This window comes from Streptomyces sp. NPDC111744 (assembly GCF_055634995.1).
Genome location: NZ_JBVKCG010000021.1, coordinates 94,174 through 110,699 on the forward strand (window position 1 = coordinate 94,174; position 16,526 = coordinate 110,699).

15 protein-coding genes are annotated in these 16,526 nt (G+C 71.0%); 7 read left to right on the forward strand and 8 right to left on the reverse strand.

Features of this window, described 5'->3' with window-relative positions:
• Positions 1-123: 123 nt before the first annotated feature.
• On the reverse strand, positions 124-2,196 hold the full coding sequence (locus tag ACZ7OO_RS34360) for an ArnT family glycosyltransferase (RefSeq protein WP_471510928.1): 2,073 nt from the start codon (positions 2,194-2,196) through the stop codon (positions 124-126).
• Positions 2,193-3,068: a glycosyltransferase gene (locus tag ACZ7OO_RS34365; protein WP_471510930.1), complete on the reverse strand. Its 876-nt coding sequence runs from the start codon at positions 3,066-3,068 to the stop codon at positions 2,193-2,195. The genes ACZ7OO_RS34360 and ACZ7OO_RS34365 overlap by 4 nt, the downstream gene beginning before the upstream one ends.
• Before the next feature lie 276 nt (positions 3,069-3,344).
• On the opposite strand from ACZ7OO_RS34365, the gene ACZ7OO_RS34370 reads away from it, so the two are divergent.
• The 3 genes from ACZ7OO_RS34370 to ACZ7OO_RS34380 are packed head-to-tail and all read left to right on the forward strand — an operon-like array spanning position 3,345 to position 5,784.
• Positions 3,345-4,475, forward strand: coding sequence for an ABC transporter ATP-binding protein (locus ACZ7OO_RS34370; RefSeq protein WP_471510932.1), 1,131 nt, complete (start codon positions 3,345-3,347; stop codon positions 4,473-4,475).
• Positions 4,472-5,122 (forward strand): ABC transporter permease, encoded by a 651-nt coding sequence (locus tag ACZ7OO_RS34375; protein WP_471510934.1) that lies wholly within the window; start codon positions 4,472-4,474, stop codon positions 5,120-5,122. The genes ACZ7OO_RS34370 and ACZ7OO_RS34375 overlap by 4 nt, the downstream gene beginning before the upstream one ends.
• Positions 5,119-5,784, forward strand: a complete 666-nt coding sequence (locus ACZ7OO_RS34380) for an ABC transporter permease (RefSeq protein ID WP_471510936.1) — start codon at positions 5,119-5,121, stop codon at positions 5,782-5,784. Before ACZ7OO_RS34375 ends, ACZ7OO_RS34380 begins: the two co-directional genes overlap by 4 nt.
• Positions 5,785-5,882: 98 nt before the next feature.
• On the opposite strand, the gene ACZ7OO_RS34385 is transcribed toward ACZ7OO_RS34380, so the two are convergent.
• From ACZ7OO_RS34385 to ACZ7OO_RS34400, 4 genes are read right to left on the reverse strand one after another with little or no spacing between them, the layout of a single operon-like run.
• Positions 5,883-6,479: a GTP-binding protein gene (locus ACZ7OO_RS34385; RefSeq protein ID WP_352224762.1), complete on the reverse strand. Its 597-nt coding sequence runs from the start codon at positions 6,477-6,479 to the stop codon at positions 5,883-5,885.
• Positions 6,466-6,882 (reverse strand): DUF742 domain-containing protein, encoded by a 417-nt coding sequence (locus ACZ7OO_RS34390; protein ID WP_352224763.1) that lies wholly within the window; start codon positions 6,880-6,882, stop codon positions 6,466-6,468. The genes ACZ7OO_RS34385 and ACZ7OO_RS34390 overlap by 14 nt, the downstream gene beginning before the upstream one ends.
• Before the next feature lie 34 nt (positions 6,883-6,916).
• A complete protein-coding gene (locus ACZ7OO_RS34395; RefSeq protein ID WP_471510938.1) occupies positions 6,917-7,396 on the reverse strand; it encodes a roadblock/LC7 domain-containing protein in 480 nt (159 codons plus the stop codon).
• Positions 7,393-9,816, reverse strand: a complete 2,424-nt coding sequence (locus ACZ7OO_RS34400; protein WP_471510940.1) for a sensor histidine kinase — start codon at positions 9,814-9,816, stop codon at positions 7,393-7,395. The genes ACZ7OO_RS34395 and ACZ7OO_RS34400 overlap by 4 nt, the downstream gene beginning before the upstream one ends.
• Before the next feature lie 341 nt (positions 9,817-10,157).
• Between ACZ7OO_RS34400 and ACZ7OO_RS34405 the strand changes: the two genes are divergently transcribed.
• Positions 10,158-11,117, forward strand: coding sequence for an ABC transporter substrate-binding protein (locus tag ACZ7OO_RS34405; RefSeq protein WP_471510941.1), 960 nt, complete (start codon positions 10,158-10,160; stop codon positions 11,115-11,117).
• Positions 11,118-11,557: 440 nt separating this feature from the next.
• Here the strand turns inward: ACZ7OO_RS34405 and ACZ7OO_RS34410 are convergent, their stop codons facing one another.
• Positions 11,558-12,013, reverse strand: coding sequence for a tellurite resistance TerB family protein (locus tag ACZ7OO_RS34410; RefSeq protein ID WP_352224767.1), 456 nt, complete (start codon positions 12,011-12,013; stop codon positions 11,558-11,560).
• 191 nt (positions 12,014-12,204) lie between these two features.
• Here ACZ7OO_RS34410 and ACZ7OO_RS34415 point away from each other — a divergent pair, with 191 nt between their 5' ends.
• The 3 genes from ACZ7OO_RS34415 to tatA all read left to right on the forward strand — a co-directional run bounded on the left by ACZ7OO_RS34415 (position 12,205) and on the right by tatA (position 15,461).
• Positions 12,205-12,567: an ArsR/SmtB family transcription factor gene (locus ACZ7OO_RS34415; protein ID WP_471510943.1), complete on the forward strand. Its 363-nt coding sequence runs from the start codon at positions 12,205-12,207 to the stop codon at positions 12,565-12,567.
• A complete protein-coding gene (gene mgtA / locus ACZ7OO_RS34420) occupies positions 12,557-15,052 on the forward strand; it encodes a magnesium-translocating P-type ATPase (protein ID WP_471510945.1) in 2,496 nt (831 codons plus the stop codon). Before ACZ7OO_RS34415 ends, mgtA begins: the two co-directional genes overlap by 11 nt.
• 139 nt (positions 15,053-15,191) lie before the next feature.
• On the forward strand, positions 15,192-15,461 hold the full coding sequence (gene tatA, locus ACZ7OO_RS34425) for a Sec-independent protein translocase subunit TatA (protein ID WP_471510947.1): 270 nt from the start codon (positions 15,192-15,194) through the stop codon (positions 15,459-15,461).
• A 26-nt stretch (positions 15,462-15,487) separates the two neighbouring features.
• Here the strand turns inward: tatA and ACZ7OO_RS34430 are convergent, their stop codons facing one another.
• Entirely contained in the window at positions 15,488-16,447 is a 960-nt protein-coding gene (locus ACZ7OO_RS34430; RefSeq protein ID WP_471510949.1) for a sporulation protein, read from the reverse strand.
• Positions 16,448-16,526: the final 79 nt, after the last annotated feature.

The window sequence follows — 16,526 nt, forward strand, 5'->3', positions numbered from 1 at the left end:
GTTGTATGGGGGGGGTGTCTTTCTGTGTTGGGGGGGGTTTGTGGTAGTCGGGGGAAAAGGGGGGGGGGGATGCACCACCTCCCCTCCCCACCCTCCCCGCCCCTCTCTGCTCTGCCGACCGGCTCAGCTGACGTCGGAGGCGTCCAGGCGGTACAGGCCGCTGTAGGCGCTCACCGCAGTGCCGTGCTTCTTCACCCAGGTCGCGATCTCCGAGTCGGTGCCCTGGCCGCCGCTGCTGCTGACCACGATGTAGTGGAGCTTTCCGGCCTTCACCAGGCTCTTGAGCTTGGCGAGGGTCATCGCGTCGTCGCTGCCGGACCAGCCGCCCATGGAGATGACGGGCTGACCGGACTCCAGGATGACCGAGGAGGCCGTCTGGTCGGTGGCCACCGCGACCAGCCAAGTGGCCCCGTCCTGGTGCTTCTTGAGGTACGTGATCATCGCGGAGCTGACCTGGGTTTCACCGCCCATGCCGCCGCCCGTCTGACCGGCGCCGGTCTTCGACGAGGACGAAGTGCCCTCGCTCGAAGAGGAGTTGCCGTCGGACGGGGGCTGCCCCATCGACTGCCCGCTGGAGCTGCCGGAACCGCTCGGGGCGCTCCTGCTGGGCGCGCCGCCGCTCGGGCGCTGGCCGCCGCCCATCCCCCCGCCGCCCATGCCGCCCCCGGTGCTGGGTCCGGCCGTCGGGTTGGTGCCGTTGTTGCTCGCGGTAGTGGCCGCCGACGCCGAGTACGCCGCCGGTCCGGCAAGCAGCGCGACGATCGCCGCGAGGGCCGCGAATCCCATCAGTCGCCGCCGCTTCATGAACCGCCCGGCCGGCAGTCCGAGCACCGCCGCCGCACCCGCGGCACCGACCACGACCTCGGCGACCGTGTACACCGTGCCGGAGCCGGACACCCGCTGGAGCAGGACGACCGCCCAGGCCGAGCTGACCCCGACCGCCGCCGGAAGCACCCAGCCCCACCTGACCGCCGAACCGTCACGGAAGGCCTGGTACAGCATGACCCCGCCCGCGCCGGACACGGCCGCGATCCCCGGGGCCATGGCGGTGACGTAGTACGGGTGGAAGGTGCCCTCGGCGAGGGAGAAGGTCAGGAAGTGCAGGACGAACCAGCCGCCCCACAGCATCAGTGCGGCCCGCCTGGCGTCGGTGCGCGGCGCCCGGCCGCGCAGTACCAGGCCGCCGACCAGGGCGATCGCGGCGAACGGGATCAGCCAGGAGATCTGGCCGCCCATGATGTCGTTGAACATCCGGTACAGACCCGAACTGCCGCCGAAGCTGGCGCCGTTGCCCTGCGAGCCCACCGGCGAACCGGCTCCGAAGATCCGCCCGAAGCCGTTGTAGCCGATGACCAGGTCCCACACGGTGTTGTCGGTGGAGCCGCCGATGTACGGCCGGTCGGACGCCGGAATGATATCGACGATCACCATCCACCAGGCACTGCTCACGATCAACGCGACCGTGGCGACGGCGAGGTTGCGGATGCGCCGGCCCAGCGCCACGTTCGCGGCCCACAGGTAGACCAGGAAGAACGCGGGCAGCACGACGTACGCCTGCATCATCTTGGTGTTGAACGCGAAGCCGATCGCGACCGCCGACCACACCAGCGGCAGCAGCTTGCCGGTGCGCACGGCCTTCAGCAGCGCGGCCGCGCCGAGCAGCATCAGGAAGACCAGGACCGGGTCGGGGTTGGTGTCGCGGTTGATGGCGACGGTGATGGGGGTGAGGGCCAGCACCAGCGCGGCGATCGTGCCCGCCACTGCCCCGAAGTCCCGCTTCACCAGCCGGTGGAGCAGGGCGACCGAGCCGACGCCGGTGGCGACCATCGGCAGCAGCAACTGCCAGGTGCCGTAACCGAGGACACGGGCGGACAGGCCCATCACCCAGAGGGCGAAGGGGGGTTTGTCGACGGTGATGAAGCTGCCGGAGTCCAGAGCGCCGAAGAAGAACGCCTTCCAGCTCCTGGTGCCGGAGTAGACGGCCGCGTTGTAGAAGGTGTTGCCGGTGACGGAGGAGAGGTTCCAGGCGTACAGGGCGGTGGCGAGGAGCAGGATCGCCCACAGGGCCGGGCGGGCCCAGCGGGGATCCTCGGGGGCGCCGGTGAACAGCCTTCTGAGGCGCGACACGGGCGGGGTCGCGGCGGCCCGGTGCCGGCCGTCCTGGACCGGGGCGGGAGGCGGGGCGAGGGTCGTCATGACGCGTACTCCATGGGCTCGGTGACGGTGGCCGCCCGGGTGGGCAGGACCGCGACGTTCTGCGGGACGGTGGTACGGCGGGGTACGGCGTGGATGCGGGTGCGGCCGGTGACGGTGGCCCGGAACATCCGGCCCATGCCCTTGAGGTCGTCGACGGCGGTGCGGACGATGTCGACCCGGCTGTCGGGGTCGTCGACCCAGTCGACCGGGACCTCGTGGACGCGGAGCCGGTTGCGCTGAGCGAGCACCAGCAGTTCGGTGTCGAAGAACCATGCGGTGTCCTCGATGTGCGGGGCGAGCGCCCGGAACACCTCGGTGCGGACGGCCTTGAAGCCGCACTGCGCGTCGGAGGTGGGGGTCCCCCCGCTCGAGCGAAGCCGAGAGTGGGGGAGGAGCCCCGCCTTGAGGAGCAGGTTGTAGGAGCGGGAGACGAACTCGCGCTTCGGACCGCGCACCACCGCCGACTGCCGGTGCAGCCGGCTGCCGATGGCGAGGTCGCTGTGCCCGGAGAGCAGCGGGGCGACCAGCGGCAGGAAGCCTTCGAGCCCGGTCGACAGGTCGACGTCCATGTAGGCGACGACATCGGCCGTGGACCTGCTCCACACGTGCTTCAGGGCGCGGCCCCGGCCCTTCTGCTCCAGCCGCCGTGCGTGGACGTGCGGCAGGCGCAGGGTCAGGTCGGTCGCCACCGCCCAGGTGGCGTCCGTGCTCGCGTTGTCCGCGATCGTGATGCGGAACGGGAACGGGAAGGAGTCTTCGAGGTTTGCGTGGAGACGGCCGATGCTGCCGGCGAGGACACGGGCCTCGTTGTGGACCGGCACCACGGTCTCGACCGACCGGCGCCGGACGCCTCCCGCGTTCGTTTCGTTCATGACCATGACGATCGGGGCGCTCTCTGGGGCGGCCGTGAGGCTTCACTGAGCGAAGAATGAGAATCAGGGAACTCACAGCGTCCGCACAGAGGACACCGGTGGAACACCCAGGGGCGGGCCCGGCGGCGGCCTGTAGGTCACAGACCGAGGACGACCGGTCAGCCGCCAAAGTGCTGAAACACTCGCGGTCTAGACTCTCCCCGCAACGGCCTGCGCCACGGCGACCGTGGTCGATAACCGGGCAGCCTCAGCCAAACCCGAAGGGCATTCGGCGTTTTGATACGGATAGATTCAGTCACCAAGCGATACCCGGACGGTACGGTCGCCGTCGACCGGCTCTCCCTGGAGATACCGGATCGCTCGATCACCGTCTTCGTCGGCCCCTCGGGCTGCGGCAAGACGACGACCCTGCGGATGATCAACCGGATGATCGAGCCCAGTGAGGGCCGTATCCTCCTGGACGGTGCGGACATCCAGGCGCAGCCGGTCAACACCCTGCGCCGGTCGATGGGTTACGTCATCCAGAACGCCGGTCTCTTCCAGCACCGCACGATCATCGACAACATCGCCACCGTGCCCCGGCTGCTCGGCTGGAGCAAGCAGAAGGCGCGCGCCCGGGCGGCCGAGCTGATGGAGCGGGTGGGCCTGGACTCGGCTTTCGCCAAGCGCTACCCGTACCAGCTCTCCGGCGGTCAGCAGCAGCGCGTCGGCGTGGCCCGGGCGCTCGCCGCCGACCCTCCCGTGCTGCTGATGGACGAGCCGTTCTCCGCCGTGGACCCCGTGGTCCGCAAGGGTCTCCAGGACGAACTCCTCCGCATCCAGGGCGAGTTGGGCAAGACCATCGTCTTCGTCACGCACGACATCGACGAGGCGATCAAGCTCGGCACGATGGTCGCCGTGATGCGCACCGGTGGCCACCTCGCCCAGTTCGCCCCGCCCGCCGAACTGCTCACCGACCCCGCCGACGCCTTCGTCGAGGACTTCCTCGGCGCCGACCGGGGCATCCGCCGGCTGTCCTTCTTTCCGTCCGCGGACCTCGCGCTGCAGACCGCCCCGATCGTCCCGGTCGACGCCGACGCCACCAAGCTCGGCGCCCGCACCTCGACGGACGCCCCCTATCTCCTCGTAACGGACCTCGACGGCAGGCCTCTTGGCTGGGGCGAGCCGCGCGATCTCACCGCCGGCTCGATCGACCCGGAGCGGCTGCTGGCGTACGGGCGGCCGTTCATGCCCGGCAGGGACTCGCTGCGCGCCGCCCTCGACGGGTCCGTGCTCTCGCCGACCGGCTGGGCGGTGGCCGTGGACGGCGAGGGACGCGCGGTCGGCGTCGTCTCCCAGCAGGTCATCGGCGCCGCGATCCGCACCGCCCACGCCGAGGGCCGCGACGACACGAAGGCCGGGGGATGAGCGGCTTCTTCGACATCCCCAGCGACCTCCAGAACACCTACTTCGGGCTGATCGGCCTCCATCTGCGCGAGGCCCTCATCCCGGTGCTGGCCGGACTGCTGGTGTCGCTCCCGATCGCCCAGTTCTGTGTGCGCTTCCGCTGGCTGTACCCGCCGGTCCTGGGCGTGACCACGATCCTCTACGCCATCCCGTCCCTGGCCTTCTTCGTCGTCCTTATTGACTACACCGGCCAGACCGAGACGACCGTGATGATCCCGCTCGCGGTGTACAGCCTGGTGGTCCTGGTCCCGGCCATCGTGGACGGCGTCCGCTCGGTCCCGGCCGAGACCCTCGCCGCCGCCACCGCCATGGGCCTCGGCCCCGTACGCCGTTACTTCCAGGTGCAGTTGCCGATCGCCGTCCCCGCCATCATCGCGGGCCTGCGCGTGGCCACCGTCTCCAGCATCTCCCTGGTCAGCGTTGGCATGCTGATCGGCAACCAGGGCGCCCTCGGCAACCTGCTCAACGACGCCAACCTCTACCACCGCCCCGAACTGGCGGTGAACTCCGTGGTCACGACAGCGGTGCTGGCGATCCTGGCCGACGCCCTGCTCGTCCTCGTACGCCGTGTGCTGACGCCCTGGATGCCGAAGGAGAGCACTCGGTGAACGTCCTCAACTTCATCCACGCCTTCTTCAGCGACAGCTCCCACTGGCACGGCTACGACGGCATCCCCACCCGGGTGTGGGAGCACATCCAGTACTCGCTGGAGGCGCTCGCCTACGCGGCCGTCATCGGTCTGCCCATCGGCCTGATCACCGGGCACTACGGCCGTGGCGGCAACACCCTCGCGCTGATCGCCACGGCCGGCCGGGCCCTGCCCAGCTTCGGCCTGCTGGTCCTGATGTTCATCTGGCTCGGCTTCGGCATGCTGCCGGTGATGATCCCGCTGGTGATCCTCGCCGTACCGCCGATCCTGGTCACTACGTACGAGGCGATGCGCTCGGTCGACCCCTCCCCGGTGGACGCGGCGCGGGGCATGGGCATGCCGGAGTCACGCGTCCTCTTCCAGGTCGAACTCCCGGTGGCCCTCCCGCTGATCCTCAGCGGCCTGCGTTCGGCGGCCATCCAGATCGTCTCGACGGCGACCATCGCGGCGTACGTCAGCCTGGGCGGCCTGGGCCGCTACATCATCGACGGCCTCTACCAGAAGAACTACGAGAAGGTGGTGGGCGGCGCGACCCTGGTGGCGGCGATGGCCCTGGCCACGCTGGGCATCTTCTGGGCGATAGCCCGACTGACGGTCTCCCCCGGAGTACGGCGGGGATAGCGCCCCGTCAGGGGCGCGGGGCTGTATCGAATATGCGGCTACCGCCGCGTGGGCGCGACCAGCCCCACGCGGCGGGCCGCAGTTCCCACACAGCCGAACTACCCCTCGGCGCGATTCAGCGCCAGTTCCAAGACAACGAGCAGCGCATCCCGAACAGAACCCCGTTCACGCGCATCGAAGACGACCAGTGGAGTCCCGTCGGCGACATCCAGCGCCCACCGCACCTCGTCCAGCGTGTGCTCGACATGTCCGTCGAACGCGTTGATGGCGATGGCGAACGGAATCCCCCGGTGCTCGAAGTAGTCGACCGCCGCGTAGCAGTCGTCGAGCCGCCGCGTGTCCACGATCACGAGCCCGCCGAGCGCACCCTCGACGATGTCGTCCCACATGAAGCCGAACCGTTCCTGCCCGGGTGTGCCGAACAGATACAGCTTCAGGGTCGGGTCGATGGTGATGCAGCCGAAGTCCATCGCCACCGTGGTGGTGGTCTTGCGCGGGGTGTGCGTGAGGTCGTCCACACCCGCCGCGACCTCGGTGATCGACGCCTCGGTGGTCAGTGGCTCGATCTCCGAGATCGAGCCGACGGCGGTGGTCTTGCCCACGCCGAAACCGCCCGCGATGACCATCTTCACCGGCAGCGGCGGCCGCACGGCCGTACGCCCGGTCCCCCGGGTCAGCGAGTCAGTCGGTGTCACGGAGTACCCCTCGGGAGTCTGGGATGGCCCGCAGGCCATCGATAACCCTGCGCAGGACGGACGAGTCGTGGGTGGCCTCGAAGTCGGGCACATGCACGGACAGCTGCCCGGCCTCGCGCAGGTCCTCGGCCAGCACCCGGACCACGTTCAGGTGCAGCCGCAGCCGGGCAGCCAGTTCCGCGAGCGACTGCGGAATCCGGCACGCGGCGACGATGTCGTGCCGCTCGAAGGAGAGCCGGGCGAGCGCGGCGAGCCCGGCCGTGGTGGCCACCACCTGGGTCTCGACGGGCATCGCCGGTCCGGAGGCGCTGTCCGCCACCCGGCCGGCGGTGACCAGGAACGGCCGTACGGCGGGCGCGGGGCCGACCGGGTCCGGGCCCGGGGGCGGAAAGCCGTCCGCCATGGCTGTGTCTTCCTCTCTCGACCGGCGCCGCCGGTCAGCGCGTCTGTGGGACGCCGACGCTGTTCTTCAGTTCCAGAACCAGCTGCGGGCTGAGCGCCGCACCGGCCCGGTTGGCGAACAGGGTCATCTCGTAGGCGATGTTGCCGAGCTTGGCCTCCTTGTCGGCGACCACGCCGAGCACGGCGCCGCTGCCGATCGCGGAGACGATGACATGGCCGCCCTCCAGGTCGATGATGACCTTGTTGAGGCCGCCCAGGCCGTAGTTGCCGGACGCGCCGGCGGCCAGGCTGGTGATGCCGGAGACGATCGCGGCGAGTCGCTCGGAGTGCGCGCGCTCACGCAGCTCCGACACCGCGATCAGCAGACCGTCGGAGGACACGGCGATCGCGTCCATCACACCGGCGGTCTCGGTCGCGAAGCGGTTCAGCAGCCAGGTGAAGTCGGCTGCGGCCGCCTGCAGGTCGGTCGGCGTGGCGGCGCCGCCCGTCGGGGTGTCACCTGTCGACGTGCTCACTGCTCGGCTCCTTCCGGAAGGTGGATCTCGTGGTGCGGCGGGTTGGTCTCGGGGGGCGGCGCGGGCCGCTCATGGCTTCCGGTGTCGCTCTCGCGCCGGGCGCGCTCCACCGCCGCCTCGAACTCCTCCAGCGCGTCCCGCTCGGCGTCGGCGTCACGGCTGCGCGGTGCCTGGGCGAGGGTCTGGGCGGCGCCGACGGTGGTACGGAGGGTCGCGCCGCGTACCCGGCGGCGCAGCGGGCGCGGCCCGTCGGCCGAGTCGGCGGGGGGTTCGCCGGAGCGGGCGGCCGGGATCAGCGGGGCCGGGGCGGTCTCCGCCTCGGCGGCCGACTCGCGGCGCGGCACCCGGCGGGGGAGCGGACTGTCGGGCTCGGCGGCGGCCGGGATCGAGGCGGCGGGGGTCGGCCCGGTCGGCTCGGCCGGTGCCGTCGGTTCAACGGCGTGTGGGGTGTCGGCCAGCGCGCTCATCGTCAGCAACAGCCGTGAGGGCAGCGTCACTTCGGCGGTGACACCGCCGCCCGGGGTCCGGGTCAGCTCGACGCCGATCTCCCAGCGCCGGGCCAGCGCACCCACCACGAAGAGGCCGAGCACCTTGGTCGGCATCAGGTCGAGGCGCTCACGGCGGATCAGCCGGGCGTTCTCCTCGGCCAGCCGCTCGGCGCTCATACCCAGGCCGTGGTCGGTGACAACGATGTGCGCCCCGTCGTCGCCGGAGCGGACGGTCACCTCGACGGGGCTGCCCTCCGGCGAGAACGACACCGCGTTCTCCAGGAGTTCGGCCACCATCAGGGTGAGGTCGCCGATGATGTCCGGCTCGATCATGGCGTCCGTGCCGGCGTACAGCCGTACCCGCTGATAGCCCTCGATCTGGCCGAGCGCGGCCCGGACCACGTTGGATATCGGGGTGGGCCCGGAGGCCAGCACGGTCTCACGTATGCCGGCCAGCAGCATCAGGCTGTCGGCGTTGCGGCGCAGGCGGACGGCGATGTGGTCGATCGAGTAGAGGCGTTCGAGGAGGGCCGGATCGGTCTCGGCGCGCTCCACCGCGTCGATGAAGGCCAACTGACGGGTGGTCAGGTTGCTGACGCGGCGGCCGACGTTGCCGAACATCTCGGCGGTGTTGCGGCGGCTGAGCACCTGGCGTTCGAGCAGGGCCGCGGCCGTGTTCTGCACCTGGTTGAACGCCTCGGCCAGGTCACCGATCTCGTCGCGGGCGGTGACCGGCATGTCCCGCAGCCGGGGCGGGCTGTCGTCCTCGGCGTCGTCGTCGGCGACCCGGGCGAGTTCGCGGCCCGCCACCTCGGCGACCTCGTGCGCGACCCCGGTCAGCGCCTGCACCGGGCGGATCACCGAGCGGCGGACCAGCGCGGCGAGAGCGATCCACAGGACGAAGCCGAGCAGGGCGCCGCTCAGCAGGTAGATGGCACGCCACTTGGCCGAGTCGGCGGTCGCGTCGGCCCGGTCGGCGATCTGGCCGATCAGCGAGGCGGTGATGTTCAGCCGGGCGGTGGCCTGGTTGAGATAGTCCGGGTAGTCGATCAGCGCGTCCTTGACCGCCCCGCGGATGTCGTCCTGTCTGCCGGCTTCCAGCCTGCTCGGGTCGATCTGCAGCTCGGCGTAGGACTTTGCGATCCTGCCCTGCACCTTGGTGTGTTCGACGGAGGCCAGCTGGGCGGCCTGCCCCTCGGTGGCGAACCGGGTGAAGCGGTCGGCCTGGTGCTGATAGAGGTCGTAGGCGCCGACCGCGTTGGTGAACTCGATCAGCGCGTTGGTGTCCCCGGTGGTGGCCGCGAGCACGTTGGTCTCGAAGGCGCCGTGGGCGGCGTCCGCGCGCAGCAGCGAGTCCAGCAGGTTACCGGTGAAGGTGGCGGCGAGGTCGGTGTCGCGGTCCAGACCGAGGCCGTCGATCAGGTCGTTGGCCGCGTTGCTGTACGCCGGGTCGATGTTGTCCGCCGGAAGGTACGACTGTTCGACGGACTCGCGCAGGCTGGACAGGCCCTCGACCTGCCGCAGGGCGGCCGTCTCGGTGTCCGGCAGCCGGTCGCCGAAGGTGTCACGGACCGTCCGGACCTGGGCGGTCACCGCTGCCTGGGCCGCGCGGTAGGCGGCCGGCGAGGGAGTGGAGTACCCGGACTCGTACCGCGCGGAGAGCAGGATCGCCTGCTGGTGCTCCGCCTCGACCTTGTCCACCAGCCGCGCGACCTGGGTGCTGTCCCGGACCAGCTGCGCCGCGTCGCCCGCGCTGTTGGACTGCTGCGCCAGGTCGGTGAAGACATAGGCCAGCAGTACGGCGATGACGGCGAGCGGCCCACCGACCAGCAGGTTGAGCTTGCGCCGGAAGGGCCAACGGTCGGCGAAACCCCGAATCCCGCCCCGCGCCGGGGCGGGCCGGACGGGCGCGTCCACCTGGTTCGTGGACACCGGGCCTCCTTCATGAGGGTGTCTCGTCTGTGGGGGGCGTCTTCACCCCGAGCTGTGCGGAACGACACCGAGTAGCGGGCCCCGTGCACCGCTGTGACCGATATCAACTGCCGTGAGACTACAGCGTTCTTGAAGCTCGATTCCGCTTGCTCTTTATCAAGAATCCGTTACAAAGAGACCGCTCTCCGTCCACAACTGACCACGGATCGAAGCCAATCGGTGACCCGGAGGTACTTGACTGACCGAGAACCGGCTGGATTGGATCGTGCGGAGTGGTTCGCACAACCCCACGTGGTTCGTAACACCCCACCCTTCCGCCCACAGCTCCCGGAACGGCAACCGTGACTTCCAACACCCTTCCCAGCAGGTCAATCCGGACATACCGAGGCGCGGCGGCGGTCGCGCTCGCCGCGACGACGGCCCTGCTGGCGGGCTGTTCCTCCTCCGGCGACAGCAAGTCCGACCCGCTGTCCGACAGCAAGGCGAGCGGCGACACCGTCGTCGTCGGCTCGAACAACTTCGCCGAGAGCACCCTGATCGCCGACATCTACGGCGAAGCGCTCAAGGCCAAGGGCGTCAAGGTCACTTACAAGCCGAACATCGGCAGCCGTGAGACGACCTATGGTCTGCTCAAGAACGGTTCGATCTCGGTCCTGCCCGAGTACAACGGCGCTCTGCTCGCCTACCTCGACCCCAAGGCGGCCCCGAAGACCGTCGAGGAGACCACGTCGGCCATCGAGGCCAAGCTGGACTCCAAGCTGACGCTGCTCGACCCGGCGGACGCGCAGGACAAGGACACGGTGACGCTCAACGCGGCCACGGCCGCCAAGTACAACCTCACCGAGAAGTCCTCCATAGCCGACCTCAAGAACGTCGCCAAGGACCTGGTCATGGGCGCCTCGCCGGAGTTCCAGACCCGCCAGCAGGGCCTGGTCGGCCTGAAGTCCGTGTACGGCCTGGAGTTCAAGTCCTTCAAGGCGCTCGACGCGGGCGGCGCGCTCACCGAGGCCGCCCTGAAGAAGAATTCGGTGCAGGCCGGCGACATCTTCAGCACGGACCCGACCATCACCAAGGAGAAGTTCGTCGTCCTCCAGGACCCCAAGAACCTCTTCGGCTTCGAGAACGTCCAGCCCCTGGTCTACAAGAGCGCCCTGAACCAGACGGCCACCGACGCCCTCAACGCGGTCTCCGCCAAGCTCGACACGGCGACCCTGCTGGACCTCGACACCCAGGTGCAGTCGGACAACAAGGACCCGCTGGACGTGGCCAAGGCCTGGCTGAAGAAGGCCGGCCTCAGCTGACCCGCCTCTGACGGGTCGTGCTCGACGGCGACGGCGTCGGCCTGCCCGGACTCGTCCGGCTCGCCGACGCCGACGTCGGCCCGGCTGATTCCGTCGTCATCACCTGGGCCGACGGAAGAAACCCATCACTTCCGGCCCGATACCGTCGAGCCCCTCCCCGCCCCCCGCACGCTGCCGCCATGAAGACGGCACCCACGCACGCTCCCACGCCCCCCTGCCGATGGCGCCGGCCCTGGAGCTGTTGCGCCCCAGGAGGTCGGCTGGGCGGCGGGCGCGCTGAACGCCGTACAGCAACTGGGGGCGACACCGGGAGTGGCGGCCTGGGCAGTACTACCTGGACGGCTCGGCGGAGGCGACTTGTGCCGTGGCCATGGCCCTCACCACACTCTGCTGGGCCACCAGCCGACGGATGTGAGCCGCTCCCGCCCCGACGAGGACGGTCAGAGGTCGAACTCGTGCGGCGGCAGGTCGAGCGTGAAGCACGCCTCGCGGACCACGGCCTGCTCGGTCTTGTCGAAGTCGCCGTCCGCGCCGCCGATCACGATGCCGATCTGGATGACGGCACGCGCCTCGGCCGGCTTCTTCTTCGCCTTGGCGATCTCCTGGAGCACGCTCACCTTGCCGAAGGCGAAGTCGGTGGTCAGCTTGTTCAGGTTCTCCTCGAAACGGCGGCGCAGGTCGTCCGCCGGGAAGTTCTGCAGTACCTCGTTGGTGGCGATGAGCTGGGCGACCCGCTGCCGCTCCGACGGATCGATGCTGCCGTCGGCGGCCGCCACGAGCGCGCACATCGCCATGCTCGCATCGCGGAACGCACCGCTCTTCAAGTCGTTCTTCTTCGCCACGAGTTGGGTCTGCATCTGCGTCGCGGAGTCCTTGATGCGGTCCCACAGAGCCATGCGCACTCACTCCTCGGTCGGTATGTGCTTGCCAAGAGCCTTGCTTGCCAAGAATTTACTTCTACAACAACGTAGAAACTGACGCGATGGCCGAGAAGTTCCCGCGACCTAGACTGGTCCCTTCGATCCGGAACTGGTCCTCTCGACCCGGAACGGGTCCCCTCGACGCGGTGGACAGGAGGAGCACGACGGTGGCGACAGCGCCCGGCAGCGGCTACGACGACCCCTCCGCGGACGTGCTCACGGAGGCGGCCGCAGCCTTCGGGCTGCTCGCCTCGCCCGCCCGGCTGCACATCGTCTGGGCGCTTGCGCAGGGCGAGAGCGATGTCACGGGCCTCGCCGAGCGGGTGGGCGGCGCGCTGCCCGCCGTCAGCCAGCACCTCACCAAGCTGAAGCTCGCCGGTCTCGTCCGCTCCCGCCGGGAGGGCCGCCGCCAGGTGTACCTGGTGGACGACCCCGACGTCGTCGACGTCGTACGCCTTCTCGTCGGCCGCCTCACCGCCCGCACCACCGGCGCCGAACTCCCGGCCCCGCGCCGCCTCCATGGTCTCTGACGGCGAGCCCGCCACCGCGCTGCAGGTGCTGCGCCGGCTGGAGACGGGACCGCGCGGGCTGACCGAGGCCGAGGCCGCGGCCCGGCTCGCCGACACCGGCGAGAACACCCCGCCCCTCCCGCACACCGCCTCCTGGCCGCTGCGCTGCGCCCGTGCCCTGCGCGACCCCTTCACCGCCGTCCTGCTCACCCTCGGCCTGGTCTCCGCCGTCGTCGCCTCCTGGGGGACGGCCGTCGTCATCCTCGCCCTGGTCGCGGTCAGCTGCGGGCTGCGCGCCGCCGGCGAACACCGCGCCGACCGCTCCCTGGCCGCCCTGCGCGAACTCGTCGCCGGCACGGCCACCGTGCTGCGCCGCAACGGGGAGGAGGCGGAACCGCGGGCCCGGGAGGTCCCGGTCGCCGAGCTGGTCCCGGGCGATGTCGTACGGCTCGGCCCCGGCGACCTGGTCCCGGCCGACGTACGACTGCTGCGCGCCCGTGGGCTGACCGTGCACCAGGCCGTGCTCACCGGCGAGTCGGCGCCCGTCGCCAAGGCCGCCGCCGAGGTCCCTGACGCGGCCGACGCGGGCCCCTTCCAGGAGCCGTACCTCTGTTTCCAGGGCAGCGGGGTCGCCTCGGGGAGTGCCACGGCGGTCGTCGTGGAGACGGGGGAGCGGACCCGGTTCGCCCTCGCGCAGAGCAGTGCGGGCGGGCGGCGGGAGGCGAGCGCCTTCGACCGGTCCGTGCACGGCATCTCCTGGGTGCTGATCCGGTTCATGCTGCTCACTCCGCCGCTGGTCCTCATGGCCAACGCCGCACTGCGCGGGCGGAGCCTGGAGACGCTGCCCTTCGCGGTCGCGGTCGCCGTCGGGCTCACCCCCGAAATGCTTCCGGTGATCGTCACCACCTGTCTGGCCCGCGCCGCCGCCCTCCTCGCCCGTACCCACCAGGTCGTCGTACGACGGCTGCCCGCGCTGCACGACCTCGGCGCGGTCGACGTCCTCTGCCTCGACAAGACCGGCACCCTCACCCGGGACCGGCCCGTCGTCGAACGCGCCGTCGGACCCGACGGACAGGACGACCCGGACGTGCTGCGCTGGGCGGCCGTCGGCGCCTGGTGGACCCTCCAGCTCGCCGAACTGCCCGCCGCCGACGCCCTGGACGAGGCTCTGCTCACGGCGGCCGGACCGGTGGGGGAGGAGTACGACGGCATCGCGGCCGTCCCCTTCGACCCCGGGCGGCGCACCGCCACCGCCGTCGTCGCCGGCCGCCTCGGCACCCATGCCCTCGTCACCAAGGGCGCCGCCGAGGACGTACTGGACCGCTGTGACCTCGACCCCGCCGAACGCGAACGCCTCCTCGCCCTCGTCGCCCGCGAGGCCGGCGCCGGGCTGCGCGTCCTCGCCGTCGCCACCGCCGAAGGCCCCGCCCGCACCCGCCCCTACACGGCCGCCGACGAACACGGCCTCACCTTCCGGGGGCTGGTCACCTTCCGGGACGCCCTCGCCCCCGGCGCCGCCGAGGCCCTGCGCAGCCTCACCGGCCTCGGTATCACCGTCCGCGTCCTCACCGGCGACCACCTCGCCACGGCCGCACGAGCCTGCCGGGACCTGGGCCTGGACGAGGAGCGGGCCGCGGTGGCGGGTGACTCCCACGACCTCGACGCCTTCGTGGTCGCCCGCTGCACCCCCGAGGACAAGGCCCGTATCGTCAGCGGGCTGCGCGCCGCCGGGCACACCGTCGGCTTCCTCGGCGACGGGGTCAACGACATACCCGCCCTGCGCGCGGCCGACGTCGGGATCGCGCCCCGTACCGCCGTGGACCTCGCCCGCGAGACCGCCGACGTCGTGCTCGCCGAGAAGGACCTCGGCGCGATCGGACACGCCGTCACCGCCGGCCGGCGCAGCAGCGCCAACATCGCCTCCTATCTACGGGTCACCCTCTCCTCCAACCTCGGCAACGTCATCGCGATGCTCGCCGCCGGACTGCTCCTCCCCTTCCTGCCGATGCTCCCGGTCCAGGTGCTCGCCCAGAACCTCTGTTTCGACGCCGCCCAGCTCGCCTTCGCCTACGACCGCCCCGGCCCCGCGGCACTGCGCCGCCCGACCGGGCTGCGGCCGCGTGCCTTCCTGCGGTTCATCACCGGCTTCGGCGTGCTCAACGCCATCGCCGACCTCGCCACCTTCGCCGTGCTCGCGCTGGCCCTGCGCGGCCCCGACGCCCTGGACGACCAGGCCGTCTTCCACTCCGCCTGGTTCACCGAGAACCTGCTCACCCAGGCCCTGGTCATGTTCCTGCTGCGCGGCGGCACCCGGCCCGGACCCATCGGCCGGGCCGCCGCCGCGCTCGCGGCCGTCGGACTGCTGCTCCCGCCCAGCCCCCTGGGCGGGGCCCTCGGCATGACCGGGCTGCCGCCCGCCTACCCGCTGCTGCTCGCCGCCGTCCTGGGGCTGTACGCGCCGGCGCTGAGGGCGGTGCGGGCACGCCACGACCGGCGTCGGCCGTAGCGATCGCGGGGCCGGGTCGGAGGATCTCCGGCCAGCCCGGGTTGTACAGTTGCGCAATGTAGCAATCGTCGCTGCCCGGCCGGGCGCATGAAGCACCCTCCGCCGGTAGGGAACAACGTGAGAAAGGGAGGGGGCGGTCATGCTCCGCAACGGACTCGAACCCTGGCATCTGCTGGTCGTCGCGATCGTGTTCATCGTGCTCTTCGGCTCCCGGAAGCTGCCCGACACCGCCCGGGCCCTGGGCAAGTCGATGCGCATCCTCAAGAGCGAGGCGAAGGCGATGAAGACGGACGACGCGACGGCGCCGGTGGAGCCGACGTCGGTACAGATGGCGGCGGAGCCGGCCGCGGCCCCTGCGCCGCAGCCGGGCCCCGGGGCGACCGCCGAGCCGACCGTCACCACGAGCTGACGGACACCCCCTGGTCCTCGTCTCCTCTAGTCCTCGTCCCCCTCGAAGAAGTCCCCGATCTCGTCGACCACCTCGGCCGCCACCATTCCGCCGACCACGCCCAGCGCGAGACCCGCCGCACCGGCGGCGACCGCCGTGCCCAGGCCCGGTCCGGAGTGGTGGTGGCCGTCGTGGTGCTCGCCGTGGCCGTACGCCGCGTGGGCGCCGTAGGCCTCGCGGTGGGTGATCAACTGGCGGATCCAGCCATCGACCTCGCTGTTCCAGTCCAGCGCGTGGGCGTCCTCGTGGCGCACCGTGAAGCGGGTCAGTGCGTCATGCCCGGAGGAGAACAGCCCGCCGCGCTTGTCCGCCTCCAGGACGACCTCCAGACCGGCGGGGGAGGCGAGAAACGTCAGCTCGATCTCGTTGACCGCGTGTGCGTACTGCGGCGCCGGCGTCAGCTCGACCTCCTGATAGAACGGCAGCCGCTGACCCGTGCCGCCGATCCGGCCGCGCTCCAGATCCGCCGAGCGGAAGCCGCACCCCAGCTGTCCGAGGCTCTCCAGGACCGCCTCCTGAACGGGCAGCGGCCGGACGGTGAGCGGGTCCAGGTCGCCCTTGTCCCGGGCGCCGGCCACCCCGACCTCCGTACACACCCCGAGCACGATGCCGAGCGGCTGCCCGTACAACTCGGTGACCGGCGTCTCCCACGGCAGCGGCACACTGAACGGCACCTCGCGCTCCTCTTCTTCACCGAGCCGGAACCCGCCGCCCACGGTGAACCGCTCGAAGACGACCGCGCCCTCGCTCTCCCCCTCCTCGTGCTCCACCTCGACACGCGCGAGCAGCTCAAGCCCGATGTGCTCGACCTCCACCGTCGCCGAGCCGCCCTTCAGCCACACCCGCCCCGACAACACCCCGCCGGGCACCACCGCGCCACCGTCCAGCACCGTGTCCACCGAGGGCCCACCGACCCCGATCGCTCCCAGCAGCCGTTTGAACACCATGAAGCCGCCGCTCCTTCGCCGCACTCATCACTCACACCCCGAACGGCCACACGCCGTCCGGCTGCCCGATGAACTCACA

Excerpts from the sequence above, each read along its gene's own strand:
- ACZ7OO_RS34360 (WP_471510928.1), bottom strand. The coding sequence starts at position 2,196 with ATGACGACCCTCGCCCCGCCTCCCGCCCCGGTCCAGGACGGCCGGCAC.
- ACZ7OO_RS34365 (WP_471510930.1), bottom strand. The coding sequence starts at position 3,068 with ATGAACGAAACGAACGCGGGAGGCGTCCGGCGCCGGTCGGTCGAGACC.
- ACZ7OO_RS34375 (WP_471510934.1), top strand. The coding sequence starts at position 4,472 with ATGAGCGGCTTCTTCGACATCCCCAGCGACCTCCAGAACACCTACTTC.
- ACZ7OO_RS34390 (WP_352224763.1), bottom strand. The coding sequence starts at position 6,882 with ATGGCGGACGGCTTTCCGCCCCCGGGCCCGGACCCGGTCGGCCCCGCG.
- ACZ7OO_RS34410 (WP_352224767.1), bottom strand. The coding sequence starts at position 12,013 with ATGGCTCTGTGGGACCGCATCAAGGACTCCGCGACGCAGATGCAGACC.
- mgtA (WP_471510945.1), top strand. The coding sequence starts at position 12,557 with ATGGTCTCTGACGGCGAGCCCGCCACCGCGCTGCAGGTGCTGCGCCGG.
- tatA (WP_471510947.1), top strand. The coding sequence starts at position 15,192 with ATGCTCCGCAACGGACTCGAACCCTGGCATCTGCTGGTCGTCGCGATC.
- ACZ7OO_RS34430 (WP_471510949.1), bottom strand. The coding sequence starts at position 16,447 with ATGGTGTTCAAACGGCTGCTGGGAGCGATCGGGGTCGGTGGGCCCTCG.